Annotated in this window: 17 protein-coding genes; 9 read left to right on the forward strand and 8 right to left on the reverse strand. The window is 65.3% G+C overall.

All coding sequences use genetic code 11. The features are described from left to right. Window positions 1-24: 24 nt before the first annotated feature. Entirely contained in the window at window positions 25-666 is a 642-nt protein-coding gene (locus C489_RS13690) for a helix-turn-helix domain-containing protein (RefSeq protein WP_006431894.1), read from the reverse strand. 188 nt (window positions 667-854) lie between these two features. Here C489_RS13690 and C489_RS13695 point away from each other — a divergent pair, with 188 nt between their 5' ends. From C489_RS13695 to C489_RS13710, 4 genes are all read left to right on the forward strand, one after another. Further along, complete coding sequence (locus tag C489_RS13695; RefSeq protein ID WP_006431895.1) at window positions 855-1,511, forward strand: helix-turn-helix domain-containing protein; 657 nt, start codon at window positions 855-857, stop codon at window positions 1,509-1,511. A 110-nt stretch (window positions 1,512-1,621) separates the two neighbouring features. Further along, window positions 1,622-1,972, forward strand: a complete 351-nt coding sequence (locus C489_RS13700; protein WP_006431896.1) for a DUF7344 domain-containing protein — start codon at window positions 1,622-1,624, stop codon at window positions 1,970-1,972. Next, window positions 1,969-2,382: a DUF7344 domain-containing protein gene (locus tag C489_RS13705; protein WP_006431897.1), complete on the forward strand. Its 414-nt coding sequence runs from the start codon at window positions 1,969-1,971 to the stop codon at window positions 2,380-2,382. The genes C489_RS13700 and C489_RS13705 overlap by 4 nt, the downstream gene beginning before the upstream one ends. A gap of 157 nt (window positions 2,383-2,539) precedes the next feature. After that, entirely contained in the window at window positions 2,540-2,716 is a 177-nt protein-coding gene (locus C489_RS13710; protein WP_006431898.1) for a ribbon-helix-helix domain-containing protein, read from the forward strand. A 23-nt stretch (window positions 2,717-2,739) separates the two neighbouring features. On the opposite strand, the gene C489_RS13715 is transcribed toward C489_RS13710, so the two are convergent. Further along, complete coding sequence (locus C489_RS13715) at window positions 2,740-3,516, reverse strand: 23S rRNA (uridine(2552)-2'-O)-methyltransferase (RefSeq protein ID WP_006431899.1); 777 nt, start codon at window positions 3,514-3,516, stop codon at window positions 2,740-2,742. Between the two features lie 336 nt (window positions 3,517-3,852). On the opposite strand from C489_RS13715, the gene C489_RS13720 reads away from it, so the two are divergent. Beyond that, window positions 3,853-4,596, forward strand: a complete 744-nt coding sequence (locus C489_RS13720) for a DNA polymerase sliding clamp (protein ID WP_006431900.1) — start codon at window positions 3,853-3,855, stop codon at window positions 4,594-4,596. A gap of 153 nt (window positions 4,597-4,749) precedes the next feature. Beyond that, a complete protein-coding gene (locus tag C489_RS13725) occupies window positions 4,750-5,067 on the forward strand; it encodes a HalOD1 output domain-containing protein (protein ID WP_006431901.1) in 318 nt (105 codons plus the stop codon). Window positions 5,068-5,087: 20 nt separating this feature from the next. Here C489_RS13725 and C489_RS13730 read toward each other — a convergent pair whose 3' ends face one another. Beyond that, the gene (locus tag C489_RS13730) at window positions 5,088-5,996 is read right to left on the reverse strand and encodes an alpha/beta fold hydrolase (protein WP_049890879.1); all 909 of its coding nucleotides are present in this window, start codon (window positions 5,994-5,996) and stop codon (window positions 5,088-5,090) included. Between the two features lie 235 nt (window positions 5,997-6,231). Here C489_RS13730 and priL point away from each other — a divergent pair, with 235 nt between their 5' ends. Then, a complete protein-coding gene (gene priL / locus C489_RS13735) occupies window positions 6,232-7,314 on the forward strand; it encodes a DNA primase regulatory subunit PriL (RefSeq protein ID WP_006431903.1) in 1,083 nt (360 codons plus the stop codon). Between the two features lie 40 nt (window positions 7,315-7,354). On the opposite strand, the gene C489_RS13740 is transcribed toward priL, so the two are convergent. After that, window positions 7,355-7,741, reverse strand: a complete 387-nt coding sequence (locus tag C489_RS13740) for a hypothetical protein (protein ID WP_006431904.1) — start codon at window positions 7,739-7,741, stop codon at window positions 7,355-7,357. 42 nt (window positions 7,742-7,783) lie between these two features. After that, window positions 7,784-8,053 (reverse strand): DUF7472 family protein, encoded by a 270-nt coding sequence (locus C489_RS13745; RefSeq protein WP_006431905.1) that lies wholly within the window; start codon window positions 8,051-8,053, stop codon window positions 7,784-7,786. 193 nt (window positions 8,054-8,246) lie between these two features. Here C489_RS13745 and C489_RS13750 point away from each other — a divergent pair, with 193 nt between their 5' ends. Then, entirely contained in the window at window positions 8,247-8,870 is a 624-nt protein-coding gene (locus C489_RS13750) for an SWIM zinc finger family protein (protein WP_083902820.1), read from the forward strand. A gap of 144 nt (window positions 8,871-9,014) precedes the next feature. On the opposite strand, the gene hjc is transcribed toward C489_RS13750, so the two are convergent. From hjc to C489_RS13765, 3 genes are all read right to left on the reverse strand, one after another. Continuing rightward, complete coding sequence (hjc, locus tag C489_RS13755) at window positions 9,015-9,536, reverse strand: Holliday junction resolvase Hjc (protein ID WP_006431907.1); 522 nt, start codon at window positions 9,534-9,536, stop codon at window positions 9,015-9,017. A 101-nt stretch (window positions 9,537-9,637) separates the two neighbouring features. Then, the gene (locus C489_RS13760; protein WP_006431909.1) at window positions 9,638-10,450 is read right to left on the reverse strand and encodes a CPBP family intramembrane glutamic endopeptidase; all 813 of its coding nucleotides are present in this window, start codon (window positions 10,448-10,450) and stop codon (window positions 9,638-9,640) included. Window positions 10,451-10,526: 76 nt separating this feature from the next. Beyond that, on the reverse strand, window positions 10,527-14,735 hold the full coding sequence (locus C489_RS13765) for a PAS domain S-box protein (RefSeq protein ID WP_006431911.1): 4,209 nt from the start codon (window positions 14,733-14,735) through the stop codon (window positions 10,527-10,529). A gap of 268 nt (window positions 14,736-15,003) precedes the next feature. Between C489_RS13765 and C489_RS13770 the strand changes: the two genes are divergently transcribed. After that, window positions 15,004-15,261: a HalOD1 output domain-containing protein gene (locus tag C489_RS13770; protein ID WP_006431912.1), complete on the forward strand. Its 258-nt coding sequence runs from the start codon at window positions 15,004-15,006 to the stop codon at window positions 15,259-15,261. Window positions 15,262-15,333 lie beyond the last annotated feature (72 nt).

Raw genomic sequence — 15,333 nt, forward strand, 5'->3', positions numbered from 1 at the left:
CAAACCGGCGGATCCCCGTCCGAGTTACTGATTGATAAGCGTCCCACCGATGAGTCGTCGGTGACCGCGCCTGAGGCGAGACGAAAGCGACTGCTGTGTAATTCCGATTTCCGCGGCGATATCCTCGAGCGAGGCCTCACGTGGTGAATCGAAATAGCCCTGTTCGTAGGCCAACACCAGCGCTTCTCGCTGGGTGTCAGTCAGTTCGTAGTCGTCGCCCTGTATGGGGAGCAACCGGTGGACTGCGGTGATTTCGATGGGGATACCGTTCGTTTGGCATTCGGTACGGAACTCGCTGATCGCCTCGCGGTTCTCGCCGCGGACTTCGAAGTCCCACCCGTCTTTCGTCCCGACTCCGGAGAGCACGGAGACGTTGGTTTCGGCGAGGGCGCTCAGGATGCCGAAATACTCCGGTACCCACTCTGCACGCATGAGATACTCCTCGTTGACGCTGTCGATGAGTTCGATAGTCGCCAGTCCGGCGTGGGCTTCGAACGCCGCTTCGATGTCCTCGGCGGCCGCGCCGCGGACCCAGAAATACGGGATTATCAGGTCCTCCTGCGGGAGGAGTCGTTCCATCCTGATCGTTACCTCGGGGAGGTTTTCGAAGACCGTCCCCAGTGGAAACTCGTCCGCCGGACTCGTAAACTCCATTACGGTCGCCATACCACCGGTTCGCCGCGGAGACCGATAACCCGCGTGGGTGGTGTATCAAGCACCGACGGTGACGCCCGCACACGTTATGCCGTGTGAATGTGCGAGAACGTGACACTCGCCCGCGTTCGCGCGGACATGGTAGACCATGCCGGCCCGTTTTATCAGAATATAGCCTACCAAGGGACCGAGAGCAAGTAATGAGCGTGATTGCAGAATTCCGGATTCCGTCCGCGGATTTCGAACTCGGGCGGATTCTCGACGTCGAAGGGATCACGTCTATCGAACTCGAGAACCTCGTTCCGATCGGTGGGTCGACCGCTCCGCTCTTCTGGATCCACAATTCGACGCGAGACACGTTTCTCGAGTCCGTCCAACGCCACCCGGCCGTCACCAGCGCGGTGGAGGTAGACGTGTTCGACGACAGGACGCTCGTCACCCTCGACTGGGACGCGAACCACGATCACCTCTTCGAAGGGATCAGCGAGAGCGGGGGACAGCTCTTGAGCGCCGTCGGAACGCCCGAGACGTGGGAGTACGAGTTGCGATTTCCCGATCACGGCGCGCTCAGTGAGTTCAGGACACGCTGTGAGGACGCACAGATCTCACTGGAGGTGCGGCGCGTGTACAACCCGACGAAACCCGACGCGGGTCCGTGGTACGGGTTGACCGAACTCCAGCGCGAAGCGATCATGCTCGCCGTAGAGATGGGATACTACGACATCCCGAGAGGCTGTACGACCAAGGACCTCGCGGGCGAACTCGGGATTTCGGATCAGGCCGTGACGGAACGGCTCCGTCGTGCGATCGCGTCGCTCGTTTCGCACACGCTCGTCCACTCCGAGTCAGCGGCCTGACGCGTCTCGTTCCCTCGTACATCAAGGCGAATCCACACGGGACTCGCGAAGTAATCAGTGACTATGAGTCGTAAACAGGATCGGAGACGAGTCGTCAGTGGAGTGTCCGTATGACGGACAGTACAGCCAAACAGCGGGCGTCGATCCCGTCCGATAGCGTCCTCTCGGCAGTCGCCAGTGAACACCGTCGGGCCGTGCTTCGATCGCTGGACCGGTCCGATGAAAACGCGATCGCGGTCAGTGCGCTCACGGAGCTGGTCGCCAAAGCGCTTCGGAACGGAGCGGTACCGGACGACGAACGGCGACGCATCCGCACCGCACTCCATCACATCCACCTCCCGAAACTGGAGGATTTCGGACTGCTATCGTACGACATTGAGACCGGCCAGGTCCGGGCCGCGACCGGCGGACTGGACGCGGACCTGCGGGCACTGATCATGCCTCACGATATCCGTGAATGACTCGGCCACCGGGACGTGGAGAACACTCACTGACGCACACCGACGAGGTGTTCGAGGCGTTGGCCGACGGTCAGCGACGCGAAGTGTTGGTCGAAGTACTGGAATCCGGACGATACGACGTCCCGGAGTTGACCGACGGGTCGCAGGAAATCGCCGAAGCGAACCGGGGGTTCCTCCGCGAGTATCTGTCCACCGCTCGAGAGTGCAACGCGGGCGACAAGGAACGCATCAAACTGCACCTCGTTCACATCCCGGCGCTCGCCGACGAGCGCTTCATCGAGTGGAACCGAGACGACCGCGTCGTCACGAAAGGGGCACGGTTCGACGAACTGGTGCCCGTTCTCGAACTGCTAGCGGAGTTGCGGACCGGCCGTCAAGCGACGGATGCCGTCATCACGCTCGGGCAGTGAGACAGGGTCAGTAACGATGTGGTAATGGGACGAGTGAGACACCGTTCAGGCAAACGGTGTCGCGTCCGAGTCGAGCGCCGTCCCGAAACGGAATCCCGATCGAACCCGTGCGATCACCCCTCTTAAGTCGGCGACGTGCGAACGACTACCCAGACTGATGCCCAAGATCAGCGTCGAAATCCCGCAGGAACTCCTCGACGATCTAGACGACCACGTCGGTGAGGACGGCAAGTTCGTCAACCGCAGCGACGCGATCCGTTCCTCGATCCGCAAGAACCTGGATATCTTAGACGAGATCGACAAACGCCACGATCGCCTCGAGGACCAGGAATAGCAGCGGTCGGCCCGCTCAGTCGATCAGTCCCGGTCGATCCGCTGTGCAAACCCGAAGTTCGGCTTGACGTCTCCGACGCGGACGGTGACGGTTTCGCCTTCCACGGTGTCGGGGACGAACAGCCGGTAGCCGTCGACGCTCGCCATCCCGTCGCCTTCGTTGCCGACGGCCTCGATCTCGACCTCGAGTTCGTCGCCCGGCCGCACCGAGGCGGTGAGCCGACCCTTGCCGATGAAGTAGACCTCGGAGGACTCGTCGCGGCTGGCCTTCGGCGAGGTCGCACGAACGTATTGGAACTCCTCTTCGACGTCCGCTCGGAAGTCGTCGACGTCCGGCCCCTCGAAGACCTTCACGACGAAGTCCCCGTCGTTGTCGAGGAGTTCGATCGCGGTCTCGAAGGCCTGTCGTGCGAGGTGCAGCGAGCGGGCCTGATCGAGCGAGTACTCGCCGGACATGTTGGGTGCCATGTCCGAAATCACGACGTCGACCGGGCCGCCGGCGGCGTCGATGACCCGATCGCGTGTTTTCTCCTCGGTCATGTCTCCGCGGAGCGTCTCGACGTTGTCGTGGTCGTCGAACTCCTTGATGCGCTGGAAGTCGACGCCGATGACGTTCCCCTCCGGGCCGACCTCCTCGGCCGCGACCTCGAGCCAGCCGCCCGGTGCCGCACCGAGGTCGACGACCGTGTCGCCGCGGTCGATGACGTCCTCGAGTTGGTCGAGCTGTTTGAGCTTGTAGGCCGCTCGCGAGCGATACCCCTCCTGTTTCGCTTTGTTGTAGTAGTGGTCTTTGCCTGCCATCAGCGAGTCAGTCAGTTATCGCGACTAGCCGGTCGAGACGGATAGGTGTCGCGACTCATCGGTTCTCCCATCAAAGCGCCGAGGCGGGAGAGTACGAGGGCGACCCGGTCCCGTGATCGAGCGGCTTCCGGATGAATTATCGGGCCGCCATCGAGCAGCGGACTGGTCCGTCAGGCTTCGACTACCGGGCCAACAGTTCGGTTCGTGACGCCCGCTCGAGGACGTCGAAGGCCCGTCCTCGGTGGCGTCCAAACCGACCCGTCCGCACCGCCGATCGCGGTCCCGCCCGCGCGTAAAGGGTGGCTTTTTATGTCGACCGTCCGTACCCCGACCTATATGTTCAAGGCCATCGTGAGCGCCGAAACGCTCACCAGCGCGCTGGATTCGATCAGCGTGCTGGTCGACGAGTGCAAGATCCACCTCGAGGAGGACGGTCTGGAAATCCGGGCCGTCGACCCCGCGAACGTCGGGATGGTCGACCTCTCGCTCGATGCGGCTGCGTTCGAATCGTACGAAGCCGACGGCGGGCTGATCGGTGTCGACCTCTCGCGGCTCGAAGACATCGCTGGCATGGCCGAATCCGGCCAGCTCATCCAGCTCGAACTCGACGAGGAGACCCGGAAACTCCAGATCCAGATCGACGGACTCGAGTACACGCTCGCGCTCATCGACCCCGATTCGATCCGACAGGAGCCGGACATTCCGGATCTCGATCTCCCCGGAGAGGTCGTCCTCGAGGGCAAAGACGTCAACCGCTCGGTGACCGCTGCCGATATGGTCTCCGACCACATCGCGCTCGGCGTCGACGAGACTGAAGAGTACTTCTACGTCGACGCGGCGGGCGACACCGACGATGTCCACCTCGAGCTGACACAGGAGGACCTGATCGACCTGCAGGTCGGCCCCGCTCACTCGCTGTTCTCGCTGGACTATCTCAAGGACATGAACAAGGCGATCCCCTCGGATACTGAGGTCACGCTCGACCTCGGCGAGGAGTTCCCCGTCAAGATCTACTTCGGCTTCGCGGAGGGGCAGGGACAGGTCACCTACATGCTCGCGCCGCGCATCCAGAGCGAGTAACGCCGTCGCAGTTTTCGCGGTTTCTCGGTCCAAGCACCCAGTATCGACGCCGTCGGTGTGAGCGCGATTCAACGTGGTTCCGTTCGTCGGATCACTTAAAAATTCGATATAGAAAGGGGAGCAGCTACCCGGACACTCGTTCTCGACTGACATATGCCCTCCGCGAACGATTCCACGGACGAGTCGGAGCCACGGGACGACAGCCGCGTCACGACGTTCGACCCCGCCAGCGACCGGCCGAGCGAGGCCGTCGTCACCGCGGTCGCCGCACTTCGAGAGACGGAGCCGGCCGACCTCCCGCCGCTGTACGAGGTCGTCGATCCAGACGCGCTCGACTCCCTCGTCGAACACGCCCAGCGGGTCGGCGACGCGGGGACCCACCAGGTGTGGTTCACCTACGAGACGTTCGATATCGGCGTCCGAACGGACGGCGAGATCCGGATTCGAGACGCCACCGCGACGGCCAGTTGAGGAGCCCGCGCTCGATCCCCTTACTCGAGGGTCCCGCCGGCGCGGCCGGCGCGGCGTTCGGTCTCCTGTTCGTCCAGAAACGCGAGCAGCTGGTCGTTCACGTCATCAGCGTTCTCGATGAAGAAGAGGTGCGAGCCGCCCTCGACGAGTTCGAGACGGCTGTCCGAGATTTTCTCTGCGAGCAGTCGCGCGTTCTCGACGGGGACGACCCGGTCGTCGGTCCCGTGGAGGATCAGCGTCGGCACGCGGACTGCATCGAGACGGTCGCTGACATCGAAGTTCAGGACGGCGGCGGCCTGGGCCTCGCGAGCGGGGTCGTCGGCGTCCTGCTCGAGTCGCCACTCGAGGATCCGATCCATCAGGTGGGGGTTCCGGTTGGTGAACCGCTCGTTGAACGCGGGCCGCATTCGGTGGCGGAGCGTCTCCCGCTCGCTCGCCCCGTCGGGCGTGTCGAACATGTGTGCTTGCGTCTCGTCGGGCACCGGTGCCGCGTCGGGACCGCCGTGGGAGGTACAGCAGAGGGTCAGCGACTTCGCCCGGGAGTACTCGATCGCGTAGCGCTGGGCGATCATTCCGCCCATGCTCGCGCCGACGATGTGGGCGTCGTAGATTCCCACGTCGTCGAGGACGGCCTCGAGGTCGGCGGCCAACCCGCCGATCGAGTAACCGGCCAGTTTGAGGAGCACGGGGGCGCGTAGTTTGGCCGGGAGCCGCGATACCAGCGGCGGGAGACCGGTATCCGACCGTCCAGTGCCCCGGTTATCGGGGGCGATAACGTCGTACTCGCTGGCGACGGCCTCGCGCTGCCAGCGCCACATCCACCGACCGAATCCGAGCCCCTGGACGAACACCACCGGTGCGCGCCGCTGTCCCTCGCTCCGGTCGTACTCGTAGTAGATCGACACGCCGTCTCTCGTCGCCTGTGGCATACTCGAGACGACGTGTCGGACACCCTTGAAATCGATCATCGAAACGGGAACCAACAGTATCGACCGATCTCGGGTGCGGCCATCACCTGCCGGTACTGGCTTTATGACCCGCGGCGTCGCCGACTATTCACAGTTGACGGACGTGACACTCGTCCGCCGAAAGGGCGGGGGGCCTCATAAGAGATGATTGTGCTAATCAGCGCGTTTATCCCATCGGAGTAATATCGTTTTACCGATGCAGCGACTTCACGCCCGATACCCGTTTCTCGAGGCGGCCCGCGAGTCCGTCGCGACGGAGGCGGTCGATCTGGCGACCGTCGTCGAGCAGGATCGGGCGGTCGTCGACCGCGCACGACAACGCGTTAGTACCGCGATCGAGGCGGGCGAGATCGGAGAGCCACACCGCGATGCCCGCATCGAACTGCTTTCCTACCCCGTCGCGCGGGTCCTGGTCTCGATGGTCGACGAGCGCGTGCTCGTTCGCAAGTACGCTCGAGCCGAGGCCGCGACGGCCTACGAGCGGTTTACCGCTGACATGGCCGATACGACCGAACTGAAAAGCGTCGAGTCCACGGGATTGGAGCTCGAGGAACTGCTCGCGGAGTTCGACCTGCAAGCGGCGGTCCGAGCGGCCGACGGCGAGTACCGAATCGATGTCGGCACCTACCTGCCGCTGGCCGAAGACCTCTGGGACGACGAGTGGCGACTCGTGAATCAACCACTCGAGGCCGGCGAGATCCCCGTCGACGAGGACGAACTGCTCACGCTCCTCCGAGAGGCCATCCGAGGTCGCATCGACGACGGGCTTCCCTTCGAGGTACCCGAGGCGATCGGGTCCGCACTCGAGGACGAGACCGCCGAGATCCGTGAGGTCCTGGCCGACCTCGAGTTGACACAGGACATCGATACCGTCGTGCCGGACCTGTTCCCGCCGTGTATGAAGGCCCTGCTCGACCAGATTCAGAAAGGCGAGCACCTGCCACACCACTCCCGGTTCGCGATCACCGCGTTCCTGACGAGCATCGGGATGACCACCGACCAAGTCGTCGACCTCTACCGCGTCAACTCGTCGTTCGGCGAGGAGATGACCCGCTATCAGACCGACCACATCCGCGGTGATAGCTCGCCGACGGAGTACTCGGCTCCCTCGTGTGCGACGATGCAGTCCTACGGCGACTGCGTGAACAAAGACGACCTCTGCGAACGGATTCCACACCCGATGGCCTACTACGAGCAGCGGATCGACGACGCCGACGACGAGGAACTCGAGGACTGGCGAGAAGCGGAGGAGGACGGCCAGTCAGCGAGCGGCGACTGACCCCGTGGTCGGTCCACGCTCGATCGAAACCGTCGATCGGTTAGTTTTCCGGCGGTTCGTCCGACAGTTCCTCGGCCTGTCGTTGAATGTCCTGTAGCGCCCGTTCCTGTTCGCCGCGGGTGATACCGCCGGACTCGACGTGACGGCCCCCGTACTGCCACGACGGAATCGCGTCCCAGACGTTCGAGCGATCCTCGTCCTCGGACTCGCCAGCGGACGACGGATCGTCCGTCGCGGATCGTCGCCACTCGAGACCGATTGCGAGTCCCGACAGGACGAGCACACCGGCGATAGCGGTGGCCGGGTCGACGACCGCTGTCGACCGCATGAACAGCGACGAACCGAGCAACGCGACCGTGACGACAGCGGCGACGCGGCCGAGTCGGGGCCGATAGCGTCGAGTCGGCGTCTCGTCGGAACGCACCATACCGAATGTCAACCGTCCAATTAGAAAAACGTACCGACGGTCTCAGAACGTGCCTTGTGCGTCGACGTCGTCATCGTCGTTCGACTCGAGGCCGTCCTCGGGATCGTTCACCGTGTAGGCCAGCGCGATGCCGACCACGGTCATCAGGAGGATGAAGCCGATGATAACCCCGACGAGCATCTGGCCGCCCTCCGGCGAGAGCGTGCTGGTTTCGGTTCCGTAGGCGGAGCCGACGTAGACCATGGCCGCGATCATCAGGACGACCGAGCCCACGGACACGGCGATTTCGACGAGCTGTTCGCGTTCGACCATTGACTTATCGGTTTCGTCGGCCCGGTGAAAAGCGCTTCGAAGGGGGTCAGACGGCATCGACTCGGATCCGATCGAGGCGGGGAATACCCACATAAAGACCACACTTAGGTATGCAGGCGCGCCCGTTATTGCCCTCGAGACCCTACTAACGTCGAATAGCCAGCCGACCAGCGAATCCCCTCTCGACGCACCTATGAAAACAATAGCGTCACCGAAAGCGCCGCTTCACGTACCGTCTCCCGACCATCTCACCGAGCGCTCGCGCCGGGCGCGCACCGAACCGATGTCGGTGTTGCCGCTGGGCGACGGCCTCTACGAGGTCGAATCCGCGAGCGACCACACCTACCTCGTCGATCTCGAGGCGAGCAGGTGTACCTGTCCGGATCACGTCTTCCGCGAGGCCCGCTGTAAACACGTCCGCCGGGTCGCGATCGAGATCACGGAAGGCCGCACCCCGCCACCGGGCGAGATCTCGGTCACCTGCCACGACTGCGGCGAAACGACGTTCGTCGCGGAGGACGAGAGCGAGCCGTTCTACTGCGACGAGCACGCGATCTTCCCCGGCGACACCGTTATCGACCGCGAGACGGGCGACCGGCTCACCGTCGTCGACGTCTCGGACCTGCGAGCCGACGCCGTCGAAATCGGCGCGGCCGACTGCACCGTCGCCGAGTACGGGACCAACGAGGGCTACGACCCCGACGTGCCCGTCGTCGGCGCGGTCTATCCCCACGCCACCGTGGCCCGAAACGGCGTCGTCCCATCGTCGCTGAAGGTCTACACCTTCCCGCGGACCCGCCTCGAGACGGCGGCGTAGACGGAGTCTCGGCTTCGATTTTCCGAGTCGACGACCGATCGGCGGCGCTCGTGCTCGAGGAACTCGAGCACCGCCACCCGATGGGTCAGATTCCCGGGGTTCGACAGATAGCTAACGGCATCGGCGGACTCGTCCGAGGGCCGCTTACTCGAGCAGTTCGGCGGCCTCGTCGACGTCCATGACGCCCTGCTGGACGGCATTGAGCACGCGCAGGGTGTCCTCATCCGGACCGTCGTCGCCGGCGTCGCCGACTTCCTCGAGCGTGACCTTCTCGGACTGGCCGGTGAACTCGGGAAAGTCGGTCCCGTCGGCGAGGGCCGTCTCCTTTTTGACGCGGTAGTTCCCGCCGTCGGTGACGTGGAGGTCGCCGGGGTGGAAGAAGTACCAGTCCTCGCGGTCGAAACGGACGCCGATCCGCGGTTTCGCGCCGAAGTTCCGGGCGAAGAAGGTCAGCGCCTCGACTTCCTCGCCGGTGAGGTAGATCGGATCGCCGGAACTCGACTTCGCCTCGATCGCGTAGAACTGCTCGCCGTCGCCGGCGAGTACGTCGGGGAGTTCCCGTTCGGTCGCGGAGCCGCTGGCGGGCGCACGCATCACCGCGAAGCCGGCCCCGTCGAGTTCGTTGACGAGTTCCCGCTCGCGGCGGTCGCCCTTCGCCTGAGACATACCACTTCCTCACCGCCGGTCGATAATAAAGGACCGGACGGCGCGGCGACGGCGGCGACGGCGGAGATCGCGGAGATCGCGGAGATCGCGGCGACCGAATCCTACAGCGCCACGGCCGCCACGAGGTCGACCAGCAGCGAGGTCGTCGGCTCCCCGGTCTCGAGGTCGTACTCGAGGGCGATGTAGAGCAGCCCGAACTGGACGGCGTTGTAGGCGGCGTGGGCGGCGATCGGAACGAAGAGGTTGTCCGTTTTCGCGTAGAGGTAGCCGAAGATCAGCGCGCCGCCGAAGACGACCGCGACCGGAACGGCGGTCGCGAGCAGCGACTCGGAGAGGACGGCGTAGACCGGGAAGTGAATCAGCCCGAAGATGGCGCTGGCGATGACGACCGCCTGCGGGCGAGAGAAGGCGTCGTAGAGGCGTTTCTGGACGATGTTCCGGTAGAGGAACTCCTCGGTCGGCGCGTTGAAGAAGAAGACGATGACGATCATAACCAACACCATCGTCTGGTCGTCGCCGATATAGGTCGTGACCGAGTTGTCCGCGGTCGGCAGCGAGAGCAACTGCACGAGCAGGCTGATGAGGACGTAAAAGGCGAGGCCGCCGAGGATGCCGGCGAGGACGTAGCCCCAGTCCCGGCGCGTCGGCGTCCGGAGGTCGACGTACGACCAACCGCGGTCGGTGACGGCGAGGTAGAGGCCGCCGACGAGGGCGAACCCGACGAACCCGAGGATCAACACCAGCGCGCGGCTGCCGATCGACGCCTGCGTCGGCGCGGTGATCAACCGCGGGTCCAGCACGAACGCGGGGATCGTCGTCACCTGTTGAGAGCCAAGTCCGACGATCGCGAGCGCGGCGGCGACGAGTATCGAGCGGAGCGGCCCGTCCTGACGCTGCCGATCGGCTGTTTCCATGGGCGGGACTACGACCACCGGACCCTTGGGCGTTCCTCTCTCGGACTCGAGCCGGCGTGGCCGGACAATCGGCCGCTCAGTCCGCCGGGACCGCCGACTCGTCGTCGAACAACTGCGCTAACAGCCGCTGCTGGCCGATCCGCAGGTGGCGGTTGACCGTCGGCTGGGTCACCCCGAGCATCTCGGCGATCTCCTCGCCGGTGCTCTCGCGGGGCCACTCGAAGAAGCCGGCGAAGTAGGCCGTCCGCAACACCTCGAGTTGCCGATCGGTCAGCACGTCGAACAGGGAGGTGACGAGTTCGCTTCGGGTTCCCATAGAGCGTTCGACGTGGCGACGAGCCAGCAGCTCGACGGTCGCGTACTGCTCCCGGAGCATGTCGACGAACTCGCGGACATCGGTGCCCGTCGGCACGTCGACGGTAAGCTCCAGCCGGTCGCCGTCGGCGCGCATCGAGCGCGGACTGCCGCCGCGGCGGACCAGCCCCGCGGCGAGGACGTCGCCCGCGACGGTCGCCTCGAAGCGACAGTCGCCGTTTGCCTCGCTGATCAGTCGGGACGATGTAACCGAGACCAGATCGTCGAGGGCTGCCCGCACGTCCTCGGCCGGGACGCCGCTGGTCTCGAAGAACAGCAACGTCTCGTCGGCGGAGTGGGCACCGAGCCCCTCGTACTCGACGTGTGCTCCCGTCGCCGTCGCGAGCCGCGAGAGGAGGTCGTCCGAGCCCTCGAGCCGGAGCGTGAGTTCGAGCAGGGTCTCGGCGTGGAGCGCCTCCCGCGTTTTGACGGCGGTGATCGCGTTCGCGATCCCCTCCCCGAGTTCCGTCAGAACCGTCCGCTCAAGGTCGTCGAACGCGCCCGGCTCGTCGGCGTAGACCGTGAGGACGCCGTAGGTGTACTCCGCGTCGGAGAGCGGGACGCTGATGACCGATTGGAACCCGCGGTCCAGCGCCTGTCGCCGCCAGCCCTCGCCCTGCAGTCCGTCGACGGCATTCGAGACGACCGTCGGCGTTTCGCTCCGAGCGGTCCGGACCGCCGGCTCGGCCGACGCGTCGTACTCGAGGGGGACATCGTCCAGGTACGACTGCCCGGAGCCGGCCCACGCGCGGGGCTCGAGGCGAGTGCCGCTGGCGTCGAGAGCCCCGATCCACGCGAAGGAGACGGCGTCGGCCTCGAGCAGCCGCTCGGGGATGGTCCGCTCGATCTCCTCGCGGCCGTCCGCGCCGATGAGCACCTGATCGATCCGCCTGATGAGTTCCGTGATCTCGATCTGGCGGTTGAGCCGCCGATTTCGCTCCTCGAGTTCGGTTTCTCGCTCACGGAGGCTGGCCTCGCTCTCGAGGCGGTCGAAGGCGGCCTCGGTGGTGGCCACGAGCGTCTCGATCAACTGCCGGGCATCGGCGTCGATCGGGTCGCCGCCCGACGCGACCGCGAAGACGCCGTGGTCGCCGATCGGCACGACGATCCCACTCTCGACGTCCGGGCCGAAGACCCGCGACCGGTCGAACGAAGCCGAATCGTCCACGACCGTCCCCGCGCCGGTCACGTAGGCGGTCCAGAGGACGGAGTCGCCGTCGCCGACGGGGACCGACGCCGCGCCGTCACAGAGCCGTTCGAATTCGTCGGTGGCGGCGATCGGCTCGAGTCGGTTCACGTCGGAATCGAGGCCGTAGACGGCTACGCTCGAGGGCTCGAGAATGTCGGCCGCCGTCGCGACGACCAGTTCCGCGACCTCCCGGTCGGAATCGGTCCCGAGCAGCTCGCGGGCAGCCCCGTGGAGCGACTCGAGGGCCAGTTCGCGTTCCTTGCGCTCGGTGATGTCCTGGATCGTCCCGCGAACGCCCACGATCTCGTCGTCGGCCGCCGGTTGGCCGTCGGTGGGGCTGGGGTCGTCCCCGTCCGCTCGGACGGGTTCGCCAATTGAGCGGACCCATCGTTCGGTCCCGTCGGTCGTCAGCATGCGGTGTTCGATCTCGTAACTCTCGCCGTCCTCGAGGGCCGCGTCGACAGTGTCGAGGACGGCCGGCCGATCGTCCGGATGCAGGAACGAAGCGGCCAGTTCGGCATCGACCGCCTCGTCCAGCGGGAGATCGTACAGCCGACGCAGCCCGTCGGTGAGCGTTACCTCCTGTGAGTCGGCGCGGACATCGAGTTCCCAACCGCCGATCCCCGCGAGCCGCTCGGCTTGCTCGAGCAGTTCCGTCGTCCGCTCGAGGTCGTATTCGCGCTCCTTGCGCTCAGTGATGTCCCGGAGGACGCCCGCCGTCCCGCCGAATTCGCCGTCGACCATCGGCAACAGCGCCATGTGGTTCTCCGTCTCGATCACGTCGCCGCTGGCGGTCTCGAGAGCCATCTCGAACGTCCGGGACGGTTCGCCGGCACGAAGCAACTCGCGGGTGCGCTCTCGTGCAATCTCGAGGTCGTCGTCGGCCAGCACCGTCGAGACGTGCTCGCCGAGCAGGTCCTCGGGGTCGTAGCCGGCGACCGAGGCCGTGGCGTCGTTCAGGAAACGGAAGTTCCCGTCCGCGTCGAGGGTGTACACCAGTTCGTCTAGCGCCTGAATGATCGCCTCGGCGCGCTCGAGTTCCCGTTCGCGTTCCTTGCGCTCGGTGATGTCTTGGACCGCCCCGTGAAGCGAGACCACCTCGCCGTCGGCTCGGACCGGCTCCCCGATGCTCCGCACCCAGCGGATCTCCCCGTCGTCACTCCGTATCCGGAGTTCCAGATCGTACGCCTCGCCGTCCGCGAGCGCCCGGTCGATCGCCCGACTGATCTGGGGCCGGTCGTCCGGATGGTAGAACTCGAGTCCACGCTCGAGATCGATGTCGTCAGCCGGCGAAACGCCGTGGATTCGGTAGACTTCGTCGGTCCATCGAAGGTCGGGGGGCGTGTCGGTCGCGTCGAGTTCCCACGCGCCGACGGCCGCCAGCTGCTGGGACTGTTCGAGCAGGTGGGTGGTCCGCTCGAGGCGGTGTTGTTTCTCCCGGCGTGCGCTGATATCGCGGCCGATCCCCGCGAGGACGGTCTCACCCGACGGGTCCTCGAGCGGCGCGGCGACGAACTCGTAGGGAATCCGCTCGCCGGATTTCGTTCGGAGCGCCGCTTCGGTCCGGGTATCGCCCGTCTCGAACGCGATCTCGACAGCGGTCGCGATCCGCGACCGGTCCGCTTCGTCGAAGAAGTCCACGGCCTGCATCTCCGCGATCTCGTCGTCGGCGTACCCGGTCACCGCGGCGAGGCTCTCGTTCCAACGCTGTACCTCGCCGTCCGTATCGAGGATGTAGAACACGTCGTCTAACGCGTCTAACACGTCGTCGGTAAACTCCTGCGCCCGCTCGAGGCGTCGCTCTCGCTCCCGGATGGTCCGAACGGACGCGCGCCGTTCGAAGGAGTGGCTGATCCAGCGAGCCATCAGGTCGACGAACGAGGTTTCGGCCGGCGTGAACGGGCCATCGCGCGGCTCGCGACTCAGGAAACAGAGCGTGCCGTAGAGTTCGCCCTCGACGACGATCTTCCCGCCGACGTAGCAGTTGATCCCGAGTTCGGCGGCGGCCGGGTGGTCCGCCCGCTCCGTCGCCGCGGTGTCGTAGATCCCGAGGATGTCGTCCGATGTGATAGTGTCGCGGCAGTAAATCTCCGACAGATCCAGTTCGGTACCCTCGAGGTCCGCGTCGTGTCCGACGGCCGTCTCGACGGTGTACCGGTCGGTCGACTCGTCGATCCGCGAGACGAGCCCCGTCTCGAGACCAAGCCGGTCACAACCGAGCTCGAGCAGCCGGCGAACTTTCGTCTCGCCGTGGAGGTCCGGATCGGACGTGATGCGGTATAATTGTCGCCGACTGCGCTCGCTTTCGGCGCGCCGTCGCTCGCGCTCGCGGACCGACGCGGCCAGCTCGTCGACGACCGACGCAAGCTGGCCGACTTCGTCGTCTCGATCGATCGTGAAGTCGACCGGCTCGTCATCGGCTGTCCCGTCACCGGGCTCGGCGACGGCCGCGGGCTCGTCGGCGAACGGGGCGGGTTCGTCACCGTCGATGCGCGAGACGAACCGCCGTAGATCGTCGGTCAACCGTTCGATATCGTCGGTCCGATCGGAGCTACTCCGGGCAGCGAGACCCAGCAAAAAGAGGCCCGGTCCCGGCACGGTTCCGACCCCCACCGTCGCGAGGTCGGGAATCGCCGTTCCGGTTCCGACAGCGAGCAGTACGCCGATGACAACGAGGAGGGCCGCAAACAGCCGCCGCGGAGCATCCGCGAGCGTCCCGGTCCGGACCGCGGTACCGTCCATGCCCGACCTATGGAACGACAGACAATGATACGAGTGGTTCGTTCCTCATAAAATGGTATAAATCTCATAGTATATATTGTCGGGAAGTAGTCAGAAACGTCCGGCTCGTCTCTCGGCCCGCAGCGACTCCGACCCGAGCCGTCAGCCGACCGAAGTCCCCGCCGGTCTGCGCTTTACCGGGACACTATACACGTAGTGTCGAATCCGCGACGAAATTACGTGTATAACGGATAGGCGGATACCGGTCGGTCGCCTCGGTGTAGCTGAGATGCACGGAACCACACTGGACTACCACAGCGATTCTATCAGTCTGCGGATCGTCGAGGCCCTCGCGGACGCGACCGGCACTGACGCACACGACCTCGACCCGCTGTACAACGTCGTCGATCCCGAAGCGCTCGACCAGCTCTGTGGTCCCGACTCGAACGCCGGGGTGCGCGTCGAGTTCGAGTACGACGGCGCAGTGGTCGAGGTCGACAGCGACGGTACCGTCGCGGTCGACGGGACAGTCCATGACAGCGGGTAGCCGGCGACCGGCCGACTCGAGTCCGACGGAGACGCGTCGCGAGCGACGGCCGCGGCCCACCACCCAGAGTCG

This window comes from Natrinema versiforme JCM 10478 (genome assembly GCF_000337195.1).
Taxonomy (GTDB): Archaea; Halobacteriota; Halobacteria; order Halobacteriales; family Natrialbaceae; genus Natrinema; species Natrinema versiforme.